The sequence below is a fragment of the Sinomonas gamaensis genome (assembly GCF_005876955.1).
GTDB classification, from domain to species: domain Bacteria; phylum Actinomycetota; class Actinomycetes; order Actinomycetales; family Micrococcaceae; genus Sinomonas; species Sinomonas gamaensis.
Window position 1 is genome coordinate 16560 of the sequence record NZ_SSCL01000012.1, and the last position, 16967, is coordinate 33526.

Below are 16967 nucleotides of genomic sequence, written 5' to 3' on the forward strand. Positions count from 1 at the left end.
GCCGGTCAGGAGATCGGGCTGCGCTCCTCGATGCCGCACCAGCCGGCGATGAAGAGGGCGATGCTCTTCGTGACGCGGCGGATGGATTCGACCGAGACGCGCTCGTCGAACCCGTGGATGGCCTCCGAGACGGGACCGTAGACGAGGGACGGGATCCCCGCGTACAGGGTGAACACCCGCCCGTCGAGGTAGCCCGGCGTGGTAAAGCTCCCAAGCGGGGCGCCGAACACGCGCTCATGGGTGGCCTCGAGGAGCGACTCCGCGTCGCTTCCGGGCTCGAGCACGTAGCCCTCGGCGAAGAAGCCGGTCCTCGTGGGCACGGCGTCAATCGGCGCATCGCCCGTGGCCAAGCCGGCAAGGCACTCCTGCAGCTCCGTCCAGGCCTCCTCGGCGGTCGTGCCGGGATAGATCGCGGCGCGCACGTCGAACTCGCACCACGCCGGGACGCTTGACGGCCAGTCGCCGCCCACGATCCCGCCGAAGTTGAAGTTGATCGGATGCTCGAGATCCTCGAAATAGCGGTGATTGAACCGCTCGAGGTTCCACTTCGCTTCGACCTCGCGCAGCGCGGCCATCGCAGTGTAGGCGGCATCGATGGCATTGAAGCCAGAGCCCATCACCCGCGGGTGCGTGGGGTTCCCGCTCACACGGACCTTGAACCACAGCACGCCGACGTTCGCACGGACGAGCATGTCTTCCTCGGGCTCCGGGATCACGACGGCGTCGGCGCGGTAGCCGCGGAGGAACGCCGCGAGTGAGCCATTGCCCGTGCATTCCTCCTCGACGACCGACTGGAAGTGGATGCGGCCGGTTGGCTCGAATCCGGCGGCCCGCACGGCGTCGAAGGCGAAGAGGTTCGCCGCCAGGCCCGCCTTCATGTCGCCGGCGCCGCGGCCGTACATCCAGCCGTCGATGATCGAGGCGTCCCACGGGGAACGGGACCACGCCTCCTCTGGTCCCTCGGGAACGACGTCGATGTGGCCGTTCAGGATCAGGGAGCGGCCTCGTTCGGCGCTCGGACGGTAGGTGCCGACCACGTTGGTGACGCCCTCGTAGGAAACCGTCACAGGGCCGAAGCCCTCGTGCGCCGCGAGCTCCTCGGGGTCGAGCTCCCAGCGGTCCAGCTCGAGGCCGCGCGCGGCCATGGCCTCGTGCATGAGGTCCTGAGCGATCCCCTCGCGGGTTCGGCGCGAGGGGTGCTTCACGAGCTCCTGGGTGAAGGCGAGCTGGGCGTCGAACGCGGCGTCGACCGCGTCCTCGATGCGGCGGGCCCGCTCGTCGGTGAGCGCACCGGGTGCGCCCATCATGCGTCAGCGACCAGGTTCTTGTCCTCGATCCGCAGGCGGCCGCCGAGGTAGCCGCCGACCGCGGTCAGCAGGGAGATGATCGCGAGGATGAGCGCCGCGCCCCAGGACTGGTTGCCGGACACGCCGAGCACCGCCGTCGCAATCATGGGCATGAAGCCGCTCGTGGCGCCCGCGATGTTGTAGCCGAGGGCCACGCCGGAGTAGCGGAGCTTGGGCGGGAAGAGCTCGGCGAGCAGGGAGCCGTTGACGGCGTAGGCGACCGCGATCAGGACGATGCCCAGGGTGATCGCGAGGGTGATGAGCACCGGGGACTTCGCGTCGATCATCGCGAAGATCGGGAACGAGAGGATGGCCGAGAGGATGCCGCCCCAGAGGGTCACCTTGCCGGAGCCGACCTTCTCGGCGAGGCGGCCCATGAAGATCGTGACGACGATCTGGGCGACGGCGGCGATCAGGGTCGCGTTGACCATGACGTTGCGGTCGACCTTGAGCGTGTTGGCGCCGTAGCTCACCGCGAACGTGGTGATCATGTAGAAGCCGCCGACGCCGAGCAGCGCTGCCAGCACGGCGACCACGAGGCGGCCGCCCGCGTGGCGGATGACGTCGAGGGCGGGGGCCTTCACCGTCTCCTCCTTGGCCATGAGGTCCTTGAAGATCGGCGATTCCTCGACCTTGAGGCGGATCCACAGGGCGATCACGAGCATCGGGAAGGCGAGCAGGAACGGGATGCGCCAGCCCCACGCGTCGAATGCGGCGGACGGGAACAGGAGCACGAGCGTGAACGCGCCGGAGGCCAGGAGGGTCGCGACCGGCGAGCCGATCTGGACCATCGCGGCGTAGCGGCCGCGCTTCTCGGCGGGGGCGTGCTCGATCGCCATGGTGACGGCGCCGCCCCACTCGCCGCCCACGGCGAGGCCCTGCACCAGACGCAGCACCGCGAGGAGGATCGGCGCGGCAAGGCCCACCGTGCCGAAGTCGGGGAGCACACCGATGAGGCCGGTGGCGACGGCGATCATGACGATCGTGACGAGGAGGGCAGGGCGGCGTCCGTACCGGTCGCCGATGTAGCCGAAGATGATGGCGCCGATCGGGCGTGCCGCGAAGCCCACGCCGAACGTCGCGAACGAGGCGAGCAGCGCCGCCGTCGGGTTGAGCTCCGTGAAGAAGAGCCGGTTGAAGACGAGAGCGGCGGCGGTACCGAAGAGGTAGTAGTCGTACCATTCGAGCGCCGTCCCGACGAAGGCGGCGCGGGCGATCTTGCCTGCGTCCTTGCCGGAGATGACCGGCGCGGCGCTCTGGGCGCCATGGAGTGACGTCACTTTGACGAGCCTTTCGAGCTGAGGGAAATCACGCAGAGCTGCGGGGTTGTTTCGAGCGTAGGTCAGTGCTATTTCCCTGAACAATGGCCATTTTCACCCAGTTCACTGGCCTAGGTTGTTCAAATCCACATTCAGGCGGACGGTTCGCTGTACCTGCTGAGAGCCACGAGGGCCCGCGCGGCCTGAGCTGGCACCGTGAGGTCGAGTCCGATGACGTCCTGCAGGCTTCGCAGCCGGTTCACCACGGTGTTCCGATGGCAGTAGAGCTCCTCGGACGTTTCCTTGATGGATCCCGTCCTCGCGTAGCTCCGCGCCACCTGCAGGAGGCGCTCGCGTTCGTGAGGCGTGCAGCGGTCGAGCGCCTCCGTGACCCGATCGGCGAAGCCCGGCAGTGCCGAGCTCAGGAGACCGTCGGCGATTCCCATCCAGGTCTCTTCAACGGTGGCCAGCAGTGATTCATTCCGCCGGTTCCTCGCGAGCACGAGGGCGGACGCCGCGGCCGCGGGAACGGCTGCCAGGCCTGGGACGTCGGAGACGTACCCGGCCGGGAAGCCCGGCCCTTCCCCCAGCCAGCTCCGGCCTTTCCGCTGGGGCCGGAAGACGTACAGGGCCTCCGCGTTCTCGTAGACGTAGACGCCGTCCGCCGCAGCGAACGCCCGCTGGGCCTGGGGCACGGCGTCGTCGATCACAGCGAGCACCTCGAAGGAGCCGGCGGGCTGGACCCCGAGCGTGGCCGCGATCTCGGAGACGTCCCCCTCGTCTCCAGGCTGCCCATGGAAGAGCCGGGTCAGGAGCCGCTGCCTGTAGAGCTGCTTGTCCCGGGCCAGCAGTGCCTCCTCCTCGGCGAAGGCCTGCTGGATGTTGCTGACGTAGCCCTCCACCATGTCCAGGACCCGGTCCATATTGGAGACGAGGATTCCGATTCCGTCGGGTCGGGCCACCCGTTCGAGGCCCTTCCAGAGGACCCTGAAATCGTTGCGGACTGCTTCAAGGAAGGCGTCCAGCGGCACGCCCTGACGCGCGCGCCGGACCGCAATGTCGCGTGGCAGGGCCCGGAGGTCGGGGGGCAGCTCGGCCCCGGCCATCTCGAAGATGAACATGTCCATGGTGTCCACGGCCGTGTCGTAGACGTCCTGCTCGGGCACGTGCGCGCCGCCGTACGAGATGGCGGAGAACCGCTGGAGGAAGTCGGCGACCAGGAGCTCCCGCTCCTGCCAGAGCCGTTCGACGATCTGCGCCCACTCCGGCTCCGCCGAGCGGGCCACCGTGAAGTTCCGTTGTGCCGCCACGCAGACAGTTTATGCAAATGCTCAAGCGGGTGGGCGAAATCGGCGTTCTTTGTCCATTGAACGAGTCATTGTCCCAGAGTTGAATGAGGTTTCATGCTCGTCGACCTCCTCCTCCGCAACGCCCGCGTCCTCACGCAGGACCCCTCGCATCCCGTGGCCGACAGCCTGCTCATCCACGACGGGAAGATCCTCGCCGTCGATCCGGAGCCCGAGCTCGGCGTCCTCGCAGCCCAGACGATCGACGCCAACGGGGCCATCGTCGTTCCCGGCTTCAACGACATCCACGCCCACAGCGTGTGGTTCGGCCTCGGCCTCATGGAGGCCAACCTTGGTTCGGTGGCGAGCCTCGAGGATGTCTACCGCATCATCGCGGAGGCCTCCGCCACGCTCGGCCCTGAGGAATGGGTCGTCGCCTCGGGCTTCAGTCCCCTCCTGCTCGGCGGCCAGCAGCCCGACCGCGACCGGCTCGACGAAGCGGCGGACGGCCGCCCAGTGTGGATCAAGCACTCCTCAGGGCACGCCTGCACGCTCAACGGAGCCGCCCTCGCCAAGGTGGCGCAGAACGCGGACCTCAGCACGCCGATCGACGGAGGGGTCGTCGTCATCGGACCGGACGGCCGGCCCACCGGCCTCCTCGAGGAAAACGCCATGCGGCTCGTCCAGGACCTCATGCTCCCGTACCCGCTCGAAACCATCGAACGCGCACTCGATCTCGCGACGACGCACTACCTGTCCGAGGGCATCACGAGCGTCACCGATGCGGGCATCGCCGGGGGCTGGATCGGCTATTCGCCGAGGGAATTTGGGGCGTACCAGAGCGCCCGGGACAAGGGGCTCCTCAGCGTGCGGATGCAGCCCATGATGGTGCTCGACGCGCTCCATCGTGTGCCCGGCCACGCCTCCGACCCGGAGTCGCGCGGGCTGGACGCAGGCATCCGCACCGGGCTCGGCGACGACTGGCTTCGCCTCGGATCGATGAAGGTCTTCAGCGACGGTTCCCTGCTCGGCAGCACCGCCTACGTGAGCGAAGAGTATGTGGGCTGCCCGCACAATCACGGCTATCTGCAGATGGATGCCGAGAAGCTCCGCTCGGCGGCGCTCGAGGCGTATCGCGCGGGGTGGGCGCTCGCCATCCACGCCATCGGCGACAGGGCTATCGACCACGCGATCGAGATCATCACCGAGGCACAGCAGGAATACGGCCCCAGCGCGCTGCCCAACCGGATCGAGCACGGCGGCGTGATCCGACCCGAGCAGCTGGACCGGATCGCCGCGAACGGCATCGTGCTGGTCCCCCAGCCGCACTTCATCACCGAGTTCGGAGACGGCATGGCCCGGCTCCTCGGACCCGAGCGCACCGCCCTTTCGTACCCCGCGAAGAGCCTCCTGACGCGCGGCGCGGTCCTGCCCGGAAGCTCGGACCGACCGGTGTCGAACGGCAGGCCTCTGGACGTCATGCAGTCCTTCGTGGAACGCCTGACTCCGTCCGGCCTCGTCTACGGCCCCGACGAACGCATCACCGCCGCCGAGGCCCTCGCGGCCTACACCACCGGCTCGGCCGAGGCAACGGGAGCCGCCCAGATCAAAGGCCGCCTCGCTCCCCGCTACCTCGCCGACCTCGTCTTCCTCGACCAGGACCCCACCGCCGTCGAGCCCTCCCGCATCGGGAAGACCAAGGTCCTCGCGACCATGGTCGGCGGGGAGGTGCGCTTCGGCGCCGAGAACTTCCCGGCCACTGGCATTGACACTGCAACTGCTACTGCAACTGCAACTGCAGCAGCTTCCGCGTTTACTGGAAAGGACCTGCCTTGAGCACCACCCACCCCGAGTTCCTCTCGGACTTCGCAGAGATGTCCGGCTTCGGAGCCACCCCCGGCGGCGGAGTGGACCGGCAGGCCGGCACGCCCGACGACCATGAGACTCGGCGCTGGTTCAGCGCCTGGCTCGCCCGTCACGGGTACACCGAGGCCGTCGACGAGGTCGGGAACCAGTTCGGCACGCTGGAACTTGTCCCCGGCGCCCCCTACGTCCTGGTCGGCTCCCATCTGGACTCCCAACCGCTGGCGGGCCGGTACGACGGCGCGTACGGCGTGCTCGCCGCAGCGCACGCCGGTGCGCGGGTCGCCGCCGAGGCGAAGGCGGGATCGCTCGAGCCGGTCTACAACCTCGCCGTCGTGAACTGGTTCAACGAGGAAGGCAGCCGCTTCACCCCGAGCATGATGGGCAGCAGCGTCTTCACGGGCAAGCTCGCGCTCGAGGACGCCCTGGCGATCACCGACCCGGCCGGCGTGAGCGTCAAGGAAGCGCTCGCCGTCGGCCATCTCACCGCGGACGGCGGCGCCCCCACGCTCGCCCAGATCGCCCGGTACGCCGAAATCCACATCGAGCAGGGCCGCAACCTCGAGGAGAGCGGCACACAGGTGGGCATCGTGGACCGTACGTGGGCGGCCAGCAAGTACCGCGTCAGCGTGGACGGCGCGCAGTCGCACACCGGCGCCACCCGCATGGAGGACCGCCGGGACGCGCTCCACGGCGCCGCGCTCGTCATCGCCGCCGCGCGCGACCTCACCGAAGAATTCGAGCCGGGGCTCCTCCACACCTCAGTCTCCGAGATGTACGTCTACCCGAATTCGCCCGTCACCATCGCCCGGCAAGTCGTCATGAACCTGGACCTGCGTTCCCCCGACGAGGAGGTCCTCGCACGCGCCATGGAGCTCATCGGGAAGTGGATCGGGGACGCGGAGGCACGGTCACGCACGGAGATCCGCCTCGAGCTCACACACCGCTGGGGTCTCGTGTCCTACCAGCCCGCGGGCGTCCAGCTGGGCATCGCGAGTGCCGAACGCCTCGGCTTCACCCACACGAACATCATGACCGTCGCCGGACACGACTCGACGAATCTCAAGGACGTCGTGCCGACCGTCATGCTGTTCGTGCCCAGCGTCGAGGGGATTTCGCACAACGAGGCGGAATTCACGCACGACGACGACGCCCTCCGCGGCGTCGAGCTTCTCACCGAGGTGACCCGCCGGCTCGTGCGGGGCGAACTCGCGGAGAAGTAAGGCCGGAGAAGTAGGGGTCGCGGAGCCCCAAAGTCGAGTACCGGCAAGTGTGGTGGCCGGGGGCGGCGGCATGGGAGCGTGCCTTCATGAGCTCACCCCACTATCAGCCGAGCCCCTGGCCTGATCCCCGCCAGTTCCCGCCGCCGTATCGGCCCCAGCGGACGGAACCCCTGGCGATCGCTGCGCTCGCGTGCTCGTTCTTCGTGAGCCTCCTCGGGGTCGTCTTCGGGCACATCGCGCTATCCCGAATCCGGCGCACGGGCGACGGCGGCCGCGGACTCGCGATCGGGGGCCTCGTGGTGGGCTACGCCTCCATGGGGATTGCCCTGGTGATGATCGTGGCTCTGGTCCTCTTCGGCGGGCTGACGGCGAAAGTGCAGGCCGGTCCCTTCCCTGCGTCCTCCCCGCTGCTGCAACTTCCGGACCGGGGCCCGAGCCCTGCGAACATGAACGCCAACGGGGGGGATCACGCTGGGGATCGGCGGCCAGGTGGCACCTGCCGCGGCGTCACACGTCGACGTCGGCACGCTCCCCTCGCCAGACCCGCTCGCCCCTGCCCAGCAGACCCCGCACCCGCCGGGAATCGGGCCGGCGGACAAGGGGCAGCCCGTCAAAATCGTTGTGTACATGGACTTCATGTGCCCGGCCTGCGCCGACTTCAATGCGTCCTATGGGCCCGTGCTCGACCGGCTGCGGAACGAGGGCAAGGTCACCGTGGAGTACCGGCCGGTGACGTTCCTCGACCGGCAGTCCACCAATCGGTTCTCGTCCCGGGCCGCAGACGCGGCGGCGTGTGTGGCCAACACCCACCCCGAGAATTACAGTGCGTTCCTCTACCAGCTGTACGCCCATCAGCCCCCGCAGGGCTCCGCCGGTCTCAGCGATCAGCAGCTGAAGTCCCTCGTGGCAGCTGCTGGCGGAGACGCCTCCGCGTGCATCGACAACGGCACCTACCTCGCCTGGGCCCGCTACACCAATCGACTGGCGATCGACAGCGGAATCAACGCCGTGCCGACGGCGTTCGTCGACGGGCGGCAGTGGGGCGGCGGCACCTCGACCGGAATGGACTTCATCCAGTTCGTTCAGGCGGACCTGACGTCCCGCGAGGGCACAGGAGCCTGATTCACTGCACGGGCTGGCGGAGCAGGGTCCGGAGCTTTTCCGGGGCGCTGCGCCTTGGGTCACCGAGATAGATCTCGTGGTGGCGCCCGCGAGGCTGGAGGCCTGCGGCGGTGATGGCGGCATGCAGCCGAACGATGCTGGGCCCTTCCTCCGAGTAAGGCCCCCAATGCATGAGCTGCGCGCAGCGGCCCTCCTCCCAGCGCTCGAACCGGAGGCGATCTAGGGCCGGAAGCTGCTTGGCCCGGGAATCCCTGATGGCCTGCTCGATGACGGCCGCATCGATGGGTTCTGGTTGCATGATCATGGCCTGCCACCGCCACGCGGCGCGGTCGGTCTCTGCCATGGTTGCCTCCCCGGCGGTCACCTTCGTCAGAAGATCGAACTGATCCGGCTGGTCCACCCACCACAGGGCCTCCAGCGGCATGACCTTGGTGCTCTCGCCCAGGGTCTTCTTGATCGCGAAATGCGCGGCGTAGCTGACGCTGTAGAGAGCCTGGATTGCTTCCGCAAAAGCAGGCCCTTCGGGATCGCCCTGCCCTTCCACGATCGCAAAGGAAAGCGGCGGGACGTCGATGAACTCGACTGCTCCCTTACGCGCCTTGTACAGAACGTCGAGGTTCTGAAGCGGTGTGGACATGGGTTGCTCCTTGGGGAGTGAGAAGTCCGAGCATCAGGAGAAGGAATCCGATTTCAGCCAGGCCCGCCAGGAAATAGACAAGCTGCAGGACGCTGAACGGAATGAAGACCATCTGGACGAAGATCCAGATCAGGATCGAATATCCGGCTGCCGCCGCCATCAACTGCCCCCAGCGGTGATTTCCGATCACCAGGACGACGGCGGCAACGTGAGTTCCGCCGACAATCACCGCGAGGAGGATCCCCGGCACGAGGAAGCTCGCGAAGGGGGAACCGGCAAGCATGCTGTTCGGGATCATCACCTCGGGCGGAAGTCCCAGGCGCTCCGGCCCCAGCCAGCTTCCGAGAGCCATGACGAGCCCGCCAAGGAACGACGTCAGCGCCACAAAGCCCGCCACAACGAGAAAAGCAATTCGGCTCATGTCTGCCTCCTGATGCTCTCCCACGGTCCCGCAATCGCCTCCCCTGCGGCAGTGCCAATGGTCCTGACGGACGGCGCGCAATGGACCTGTGCCCTAAGCCCCTAACGCGGTTCCGCGGCAAGGTTCACCCTCAGGTATCACCACCGATTGTGGATGCGGGACTGCCGCCCGCCTGATTGAGGTGAGAACGCGAGTAGCCATGGAGAGAATCAGCGCTGATGACCGCCTTATGCTCTGGCCTGATCAGCGATGGCCCCAAGACGTCGGCGCGCTAGGCGTGGTTGACGGCACCCCCTTCTTGGAAGTTGATGGGCGCTTCCGGCTCGATGCTGCCCGCGACGCTGTGGAACGACGCCTCCACCTCATGCCGCGGTTCCGACAAGTCCTCTACAAGCCGGGGAAGGGATTGGGCTGGCCGCTCTGGGTGGACGACCCCCACTTCGACCTCGCCCATCACGTGGACGTCGCGCAGGTCCCCGTTCCAGGTGACGAGGTCCAACTCCTTCAAACGGTCGAGCGCCTCAGGCGCCGGAGGCTGGACTTCGGACGCCCGCCATGGGAGATGTGGTTCCTGCCAGGCCTGTCTGGGAACCGCGTGGCGCTGTTCATTCGCCTGCACCACGTCATGTCCGACGGGATGGCAGGAGTGGCCGATCTCGCGGCATTCCTCGACGACAGTCCGGTCGCGGAAGCCGCTCCCCCGCCGCCGTGGGATCCGGCCCCGCCGCCGTCAGCCTGGGATCTCCTCGCCGACAACGCGGGCCGCCGCGCGGCCCGAGTCGCTCGGATGCTCTCGGCAGCCGCTGCCCCGGGCGACCTCATCCGTCGGATCCAGTCAGCGTGGCCGTCCCTCCGCGAGGTGATGGTGCAAGCTCCCGGGCCTCTGACGAGCCTCAACCGCCTGGTGGGTCCTGACCGTGTCTTCGGGCTGGTGCGCAGCGAGCTCGAGGCGGTCAAGCGCGTGGCGCGCTCCCACGGCGCCACCGTGAACGACGTCCTGCTCGATGTCACCGCGGCTGGGCTGAGGGGACTCCTCAGCAGCCGCGGGGAAGCCACGGAGAACCTGAGCCTGCCGGTCTACGTGCCCGTCTCGCTTCGACCCCTGGGTTTTCGTGGCGAGGGTGGAAACCTGATCAGCCAGATGGTGGTCCGCCTGCCGGTGGGATCGCGGGATCCTGGGGTGCGGCTTCGCCAGATCGCGGCCGAGACCGCGCGCCGGAAGATGCTGGCTCGCCCATCCCTCGGAACGACGTTCCGCAGCAGACTCGTCAGCGCTGTGCTGCTTCGACGGATCGCCCGCCAACGGGTCAATGTCGAGACCGCCGACCTCCCGGGGCCACAGGACACGCTGTATTTCGCCGGCGCCGAATTGCTGGAGATCTTCCCCTTGCTGAATCTCATCGGAAATGTCTCCCTCGGAGTGGGGGCAATCTCCTATGCAGGCCAATTCAATGCGATGGCTATCGCCGATGGCGGGGCTTATCCGGATCTGGACGAATTCACGAAGGCGGCCCAGACAGAGCTGAGGGCGTTGACTGAGACGGCAGTCGGGAGCCACTCATGACCGCCGAGATCGAGCTCAGGGAACCGCAGCTGGCAGAGATAACGGTTCGCGTGCTGGACCGCTGGCCTTCAGCGGGTATCGCCATCGCCGTCGTCCGGGCTACGGGCCTTGCCTGGTTCCACGGCCGCGGCCTCGCTGACACTGAGTGGCGTGTGCCCGTCACGGAGAACACTGTCTTCAGGATCGGTTCCGTCACCAAGACGTTCACCGCAGTCGCCATCATGCAACTGTGGGAGCAGGGGCTCGTCGACCTCGACGCGCCCGTCTCCCGCTATCTGCAGGCCTTCGAGCTCGTACCCACGAAACCGGGACTGGGCCCCGTGAGCCTTCGGCACCTGCTGACCCACACCGCCGGAATCGGCTACTGGCCGCGCCCGTCCGACCTCCTGCGGCCTCGCCTCGGCTCCGGGGTGGAGTCGGTGCGGCCCATCAGCTCCCTGGCCCAGCTGTACCACCGCGGCCTTCCCTACGAAGTCGAGCCCGGGACCAAATGGATGTACAGCAATCACGGCTTCGCGGTCTTGGGCCAAATCGTCGAGGACGTGAGCGGTGTGCCCTTCGATCGCTATCTGCGCAGCGAGGTTTTTGACCGGCTTGGCCTCGAGCACACGGATCTCGTTCCGTCCGACAGGGTGCGGCCCCAGCTCGCGACAGGGTACGTCCTGACGCGGCATGGGCTCGCAGCAGTCCCCCGTCACGGAGTGCCCACTCCGGGAGGAGGCGCTGTCTATTCGACCGCCCGGGACATGGCGCGCTACGCCTCCGCCCTTCTGGCGGGCGGCAGCAATGACGCCGGCGTGATCCTCAAGCCCGCAACGATCGAGACGATGTTCCACCCCCACTTCCAGGCCGACCCACGGGTGCCCGGAGTCGGCTTGGGGTTCGACCTCTCGGAGGAGGGCGGACGTCGCATGGTGGGCAAGGACGGCGTCGTCTCGGGGTTCCTGTCCTTCATGACCCTGGCTCCGGATCACGGGATCGGCGTGATCGTGCTGACCAACACCGGCGGACTCGACTCGCGCGGAGCGGCGGTGCCGCTCGGCGATGCGATCCTCCGGCATCTTCTGAGTCTCCCTCGCAGCGCGATCCCTGATGACCTCGCGCCTCACCCCGAAGTGTGGGCCGAGCTGTGCGGGTGGTACGGCCTCATGCCGGGCCCTATGACGAACGCCTTCATGAGGCTCGTCATGGGCGCAGGGGCCGAGATCAGGGTCCGCGGAGGGCACCTGCTGCTGCAGCCTCTGAGCCCGATCCCGGCGTTGCGCCGCGGGTTGCGGCTCTTCCCCGCCGACCCTGGCGATCCCTACGTCTTCCGTGTGGACATGGCCGGCGTCGGCAAACCGCCTATGCCGGTCGTCTTCGTCAAGTCGGCGGGGACCGTCGAGCGCCTCTGTTTCGGCGAGACCGTGTTCCGCAAGCGACTCACCAGAAAGGCACCCCGATGAAACGGATCTTCCTCATCTACGGCAGCACAGAGGGACAGACTGAGAAGATCGCCGAAGTGATCTCCGACGTTCTCCGCGAGCGCGGCCACGACGTCACCATGCTCGACGTCAAAGAGGCCGGTGACGGGATCCTTGAAGGCTACGACGGTGTCGTAGTCGGCGCGTCGATCCACGTCGGCAAACATGACCGCCACATCGTGGACTTCGTGCGGCGCCATCAGGATGCCCTCGCCCGAACCGCCTCCGCATTCTTCTCCGTCAGCCTGGCAGCCCACGGCGATCGCCCGGAGGCCGAGAGCTATATCGAGCAGTTCGAGCAGGAGACGGGGTGGATGCCCGCGAAGGTCGCCCTCTTCAGCGGGGCGCTCCTCTACACCCAGTACGGGTTCGTCAAGCGGCTGCTGATGAAGAAGATCGCGGGCGACAAGCCCGGAGAGCTGGGCACGGATACGTCCCGGGATTACGTGTACACGGAGTGGGACGGTGTGAGACGGTTCGCTGAAGACTTCGCGTCCCAGCTCGAGGAAAGTGCGGCCCCAGGGTGAGACTCCGGTCCCGGTGGCCGCGGAAGATCCCGCTGCGGGACGTGTCGCTGTACGTCGACGTCGTGGGCCACGGGCCGCCGGTCGTGCTCATGCATGGCGGCCCGAGCGCGGATCTGTGGACTATGGCCGCGTTCCGGCGGTGCGCCGATCAGTTCACCCTCGTGTTCTACGACCACCGTTGCAACGGCAGGTCCATGGGAGTTCCCGTCTCATCCATGACGTGGGAGAACCTCACCGCCGATGCCGAGGCGCTCCGCGAATTCCTCGGGTTCGAGACGTGGTCGGTGCTCGGGCACTCGTTCGGCGGCCACGTAGCCCTCGAGTACGCGCTCCGCTACCCCGAACGGGTGTCGCGCCTCGTGCTCCTGGACACGGGCGCGGACAGCCGGTGGTCGCGCGAGAACGCTCCGCGGATCCTGCAGCAGCGCGGCTACGACGAGGCGAGGGTAGAGCTTGTCCGCCGGTGGTTCCGGGGCGAATTCGCGCCACGGGAGTACCTCTCCACCTTCGTTCGGATCAGCGGAGCCTACATGTACGGCTCAGGGTGGCGCCCCATGCTGCGCGAACTCGCCGCCGGCGGATGGCGCACGCGGATGCGTCCCGAAGCGTTGATCTTCGCGGGCCGCCACCTCCTCCCGGGGTGGTCTGTCGTCGATCGGCTCGGTGCGATCACCGCACCCACGCTCGTGATGGCCGGGCGGGAGGACTTCCTGTTCCCGCCCGAGTGCCAGCAGGAGCTGGCAGGCGGGATTCCCGGGGCACGGCTGTCCATTGTCGATCGAGCAGGCCACAGCCCCCAGGACGAGCGGCCCGACGAAGTCCTGACCGCACTCCGCACCTTTCTGACAGGAACGGGTTCTCAGAACCGGCCGGGTTGAGGGCGGTGGTGGCTGGGGAGACAGTAACCGTGACCCAAGCAGACGAAGCCCACGCAGTCCTGACCATGCTCTGCCCGCTCGCCGATCCCGAGAACGGAACCCTGATGGGTTTCGACGGCCGCCTCTGGCCGACCGACGGTCCCACCGCGTTGACAGCTCTGGCCCTCCTGCCCCGGCCCACGCTCGACTTGCTGACCCGGCACTTCCCCGCGGCCACCCCGGCAGCCCGGCACCAGATCGCAGAAGCCGTAGGGATGCTCGCGAGCACCGTGGCGGACGGTTTCGCGCACCCCGAGATGGGTGAGGATCTGGCGAGTGCGCCGTTCGGCGCTGCCTGCCGGATCATGACGGCGAACGTGGGCAACGTTCTGGTCTTCAGCGAGATCCTCGACGGCGTCTGCGGGGACGCGGACGACGCGAGCCTGAGGGACGGCGTCCTGCCGGTGGCGCTGAAGGTCTTCGAAACCGGGGAGATTCCCCTCCCGCCGGAGGACGCGTCCGAGGACACGGAGGCCCTCGCCTTCGCGGCGCTCCCCCAGATCGACTACCTCCACGCAGACCCAGAGCTCCGCGAGCGCGCAGGGGCCTTCCTCATGGCATTTGTCCTGGCCCATCAGTGCAGGCTCCCGTACCGGGAGTGGGCCCGCATCGACGAACCGGCGGACTCGGTCTCGGCGTTCGCCCGGGCGCACCTCGATGAGCCGGCGCGGTGGGCCGCGGCTGTGCGCGAACACCGGTCGATGGACCCAGAGGTCCTGCGACCGGTGCTGGGAGATGGAGCCGCGCAGTAGGAGCGGGAATTGTGCTGAATCCCAATTCCCCCTGAGGAAAATGGGGCGTCACCCAAACCCCACTCGGAGGTGACACGCCTACCATGGTGCGTGCCGCCGGCAATGGCGCCGGCGGGTTGGCACTCTCGAACAAGGAACACGGTGGGATCAGTCAACGTCGACGACATCTTGGAAGACCTGCCCGCAGATCTGGGCACCCTCATCAGCCGCCCCCAGCCCACGGACGCACCCGTGGCGCACGCCCTCATCCTCGACTCCGAGGATTCCGACCGCGACGTCTCCGAGGCACTCGTCTGCCTCATGGGCGTCCGCGGGCGGGAAGCCCTGCCTATGGTGCGGCACCTTGCGGTAAGCCGGCCAGTCGCCGTCGCCCTCAAGGGGACGGCGGGCGAGGCCCAGGAGATCGAGGAGCTCCTGCGGGCGGCCGGCGTCGGCCTCCTCCTCATCGAACCGACGGCTGGCTGGGACACCGTGCTCTCGGTGGTGAACGGCCGGATCCAGAACACGGACTACCACAGTGATGTGCTTACCCTCATCGAAGAGGACCTGTTCGCGATAGCGCAGACCACGGCCCGCCTCACGTCGAGCCATGTGGTGATCGAAGATGCCGCCAACAAGGTCCTGGCCTACTCGACCGTCTCGAACGACATCGACGAGCTCCGCCGCGCCTCGATTCTCACGCGCCGCGGACCGCGCAAATACGAGGTGCTGCTCAAGGATCTGGGCGCCTACCGGGAGCTGCACGAGACCCGAGGCGTGGTGCGGGTCCCCGAGAGGCCGGAGGACGGGCTGAGGGAGCGCGCGGCCATCGCCATCTTCGCCGGCGAGCGCGTCCTCGGCTACATCTGGCTGCAGGAGACAGGTTCCGGCTTCGCGCCCAACGTCGACGACCTCCTCGTGGGAGCCGCCCGCCGAGCCTCGCATGAGCTCATCCGGCACCGCAACGAGCAGTCGGTGCACCTCCGGGAGGACCGGATCGCCCGGCTCCTCTCCCATCCGGACGAAGCGGCGGCGAGCGCACAGTTCGCGCGCATCGATCCGGAACGGCCGGCCTGCCTCCTCCTCGTGGGTCTGAGCCCGGAGGACGCGCGGACGGCGGACGCCGAGCTCAAGCGCGGCGAACTGGCCAACCTCGCAGCGATCCACGCGGCGGCCTTCAAGGCCTCCGCTGTCGTGGGGCAGCATGCCGGCGAGACAGCGATTGTGGTCCCGGAGCTGCGCTCGGGCGATGCCGCGTCGGGCCTGCGCATGCTTGCCGACGCCATCGTCAAGGACGCAAGGCGGCTCGGGGTGGGGGTCCATATCGCGATCGGGCAGGTTGCACCGAGCCTGTTCGCCCTGAGGTCGACGGCAGCCGAGGCCGCGGCCGTCCTCCGCTGCCTGCGCCGCGCTGGGCAGCTCGCAGTCGCGTCGCTCGACGATTTCGAGGCCGAGGTCCTGTTGGAGGAGGCCGCCCGGGCCTTCGAGTCCTCCTCGTTCCGGCACCGCGCCCTGTCCCGGCTGTGCCTCGAGGACGAGGAGCTCGCCCAGACCTTGGTGGACTACCTCGCCGCGGGCATGGACGTCACCGAATGCGGCCGCCGGATGGGCCTCCACAAGAACACCGTGTACTACCGGATCGCGAAGGCGAGCCGCCTCACCGACCTCGACTTCGGCTACCCCGCGCACGCCGCGATCGCGCTGCTCCACCTCGAGCTGTGGAAGGCGAAGCGGCTGACGACGGCGGGCGGTGCTGCGTGAGGGCGCTTCTCGACGAGCTCGTGACGGCGCATCGTCCTCCGTTCGGCATCGCTATCGCGAGTCTGGACGGAACGGTCGTCAGCGCCGGCGATGCGGAGACGCCGTTCCCCATCCAGAGCATCTCCAAGCTCTTCTCGCTCGCGCTCGCACTCGGCAACGACCCGGGGCAGGAGCTCTGGGAGCGCGTGCTGCGGGAACCCAGCGGGACGCGCTTCAACTCCCTCGTCCAGCTCGAGGCGGAGGCGGGCATCCCCCGAAACCCCTTCATCAACGCAGGAGCTCTCGTGGTGACGGACTTCCTCCACGAGCGCGTGGGCAACGCGAGCGAGGCGGTGCTCGGCTTCCTGCGCGCGCGCTCCGGGAGCGAGGCTGTGATGGTCGACGACGACGCTGCCGCTGCCGAGCTCTCGGCCAGCTCCCGGAACCGGGCGCTCGCGAACTTCCTCGCGGACTTCGGCAATCTCCGCAATCCCGTCGAGGCGGTGCTCGAGCACTACGTGCGGCACTGCTCCATCACCATGAGCTGCCGGGAGCTGGCCCGCGCCGGCCTCTTCCTTGCCGACGCCGGAGCCGACGTGCTTTCTGCCGCCGACGCCAAGCGGATCAACTCGATCATGCTCACGTGCGGCATGTACGACGCGGCGGGCGAGTTCGCCTACCGCGTCGGCCTGCCGGGCAAGAGCGGGGTGGGCGGAGGGATCCTCGCCATCGTCCCGGGCCGCTGCACCGTATGCGTCTGGAGCCCAGGACTCGACGCCAAGGGCAACTCGATTGCGGGCACCGCGGCCCTCGCGGACCTCACCGCCCGGACGGGGTGGTCCATCTTCTGACGGACCACCCGATTCCC

At 68.1% G+C, this 16967-nt stretch carries 15 protein-coding genes and 1 pseudogene; 11 read left to right on the top strand and 5 right to left on the bottom strand.

The window, feature by feature from the left end:
• Window positions 1-5 precede the first annotated feature (5 nt).
• From E5679_RS15165 to E5679_RS15175, 3 genes are all read right to left on the bottom strand, one after another.
• Window positions 6-1307, bottom strand: a complete 1302-nt coding sequence (locus E5679_RS15165) for an ArgE/DapE family deacylase (RefSeq protein ID WP_249336165.1) — start codon at window positions 1305-1307, stop codon at window positions 6-8.
• Window positions 1304-2626, bottom strand: a complete 1323-nt coding sequence (locus E5679_RS15170; RefSeq protein WP_138417366.1) for an MFS transporter — start codon at window positions 2624-2626, stop codon at window positions 1304-1306. The genes E5679_RS15165 and E5679_RS15170 overlap by 4 nt, the downstream gene beginning before the upstream one ends.
• Window positions 2627-2757: 131 nt before the next feature.
• Window positions 2758-3915, bottom strand: coding sequence for an RsbRD N-terminal domain-containing protein (locus E5679_RS15175; protein ID WP_249336166.1), 1158 nt, complete (start codon window positions 3913-3915; stop codon window positions 2758-2760).
• A 93-nt stretch (window positions 3916-4008) separates the two neighbouring features.
• On the opposite strand from E5679_RS15175, the gene E5679_RS15180 reads away from it, so the two are divergent.
• From E5679_RS15180 to E5679_RS15195, 4 genes and pseudogenes are all read left to right on the top strand, one after another.
• Complete coding sequence (locus E5679_RS15180; RefSeq protein WP_138417368.1) at window positions 4009-5727, top strand: amidohydrolase; 1719 nt, start codon at window positions 4009-4011, stop codon at window positions 5725-5727.
• Entirely contained in the window at window positions 5724-6977 is a 1254-nt protein-coding gene (locus tag E5679_RS15185) for a M20 family metallo-hydrolase (protein WP_249336167.1), read from the top strand. Before E5679_RS15180 ends, E5679_RS15185 begins: the two co-directional genes overlap by 4 nt.
• Before the next feature lie 86 nt (window positions 6978-7063).
• Window positions 7064-7297, top strand: a pseudogene (locus E5679_RS21610) (DUF4190 domain-containing protein); the annotation flags it as partial.
• Window positions 7298-7466: 169 nt separating this feature from the next.
• The gene (locus E5679_RS15195) at window positions 7467-8099 is read left to right on the top strand and encodes a DsbA family protein (protein ID WP_138417370.1); all 633 of its coding nucleotides are present in this window, start codon (window positions 7467-7469) and stop codon (window positions 8097-8099) included.
• 1 nt (window position 8100) lies between these two features.
• On the opposite strand, the gene E5679_RS15200 is transcribed toward E5679_RS15195, so the two are convergent.
• Window positions 8101-8736, bottom strand: coding sequence for a GyrI-like domain-containing protein (locus tag E5679_RS15200; RefSeq protein ID WP_138417372.1), 636 nt, complete (start codon window positions 8734-8736; stop codon window positions 8101-8103).
• Window positions 8690-9157, bottom strand: a complete 468-nt coding sequence (locus E5679_RS15205) for a hypothetical protein (protein WP_138417373.1) — start codon at window positions 9155-9157, stop codon at window positions 8690-8692. The genes E5679_RS15200 and E5679_RS15205 overlap by 47 nt, the downstream gene beginning before the upstream one ends.
• Window positions 9158-9356: 199 nt before the next feature.
• Between E5679_RS15205 and E5679_RS15210 the strand changes: the two genes are divergently transcribed.
• From E5679_RS15210 to E5679_RS15235, 7 genes are all read left to right on the top strand, one after another.
• Window positions 9357-10721 carry a wax ester/triacylglycerol synthase domain-containing protein gene (locus E5679_RS15210; RefSeq protein WP_138417375.1) on the top strand — a complete coding sequence of 455 codons (1365 nt, stop codon included), beginning with the start codon at window positions 9357-9359 and terminating at the stop codon, window positions 10719-10721.
• Window positions 10718-12166, top strand: coding sequence for a serine hydrolase domain-containing protein (locus tag E5679_RS15215; RefSeq protein ID WP_138417377.1), 1449 nt, complete (start codon window positions 10718-10720; stop codon window positions 12164-12166). The genes E5679_RS15210 and E5679_RS15215 overlap by 4 nt, the downstream gene beginning before the upstream one ends.
• Window positions 12163-12711, top strand: coding sequence for a flavodoxin domain-containing protein (locus E5679_RS15220; RefSeq protein WP_138417379.1), 549 nt, complete (start codon window positions 12163-12165; stop codon window positions 12709-12711). The genes E5679_RS15215 and E5679_RS15220 overlap by 4 nt, the downstream gene beginning before the upstream one ends.
• On the top strand, window positions 12708-13589 hold the full coding sequence (locus E5679_RS15225) for an alpha/beta fold hydrolase (RefSeq protein WP_212746971.1): 882 nt from the start codon (window positions 12708-12710) through the stop codon (window positions 13587-13589). Before E5679_RS15220 ends, E5679_RS15225 begins: the two co-directional genes overlap by 4 nt.
• A 29-nt stretch (window positions 13590-13618) precedes the next feature.
• The gene (locus E5679_RS15230; protein WP_138417381.1) at window positions 13619-14380 is read left to right on the top strand and encodes a hypothetical protein; all 762 of its coding nucleotides are present in this window, start codon (window positions 13619-13621) and stop codon (window positions 14378-14380) included.
• A 141-nt stretch (window positions 14381-14521) separates the two neighbouring features.
• Window positions 14522-16120 (top strand): PucR family transcriptional regulator, encoded by a 1599-nt coding sequence (locus E5679_RS21075; protein ID WP_212746972.1) that lies wholly within the window; start codon window positions 14522-14524, stop codon window positions 16118-16120.
• Complete coding sequence (locus tag E5679_RS15235; RefSeq protein ID WP_249336168.1) at window positions 16117-16950, top strand: glutaminase; 834 nt, start codon at window positions 16117-16119, stop codon at window positions 16948-16950. Before E5679_RS21075 ends, E5679_RS15235 begins: the two co-directional genes overlap by 4 nt.
• The last annotated feature ends 17 nt before the right edge of the window (window positions 16951-16967 follow it).

Bases quoted from the DNA above. Each gene is read 5' to 3' on its own strand.
- E5679_RS15165 (WP_249336165.1), bottom strand. From the start codon at position 1,307: ATGATGGGCGCACCCGGTGCGCTCACCGACGAGCGGGCCCGCCGCATC.
- E5679_RS15180 (WP_138417368.1), top strand. From the start codon at position 4,009: ATGCTCGTCGACCTCCTCCTCCGCAACGCCCGCGTCCTCACGCAGGAC.
- E5679_RS15200 (WP_138417372.1), bottom strand. From the start codon at position 8,736: ATGTCCACACCGCTTCAGAACCTCGACGTTCTGTACAAGGCGCGTAAG.
- E5679_RS15205 (WP_138417373.1), bottom strand. From the start codon at position 9,157: ATGAGCCGAATTGCTTTTCTCGTTGTGGCGGGCTTTGTGGCGCTGACG.
- E5679_RS15210 (WP_138417375.1), top strand. From the start codon at position 9,357: ATGGAGAGAATCAGCGCTGATGACCGCCTTATGCTCTGGCCTGATCAG.
- E5679_RS15215 (WP_138417377.1), top strand. From the start codon at position 10,718: ATGACCGCCGAGATCGAGCTCAGGGAACCGCAGCTGGCAGAGATAACG.
- E5679_RS15220 (WP_138417379.1), top strand. From the start codon at position 12,163: ATGAAACGGATCTTCCTCATCTACGGCAGCACAGAGGGACAGACTGAG.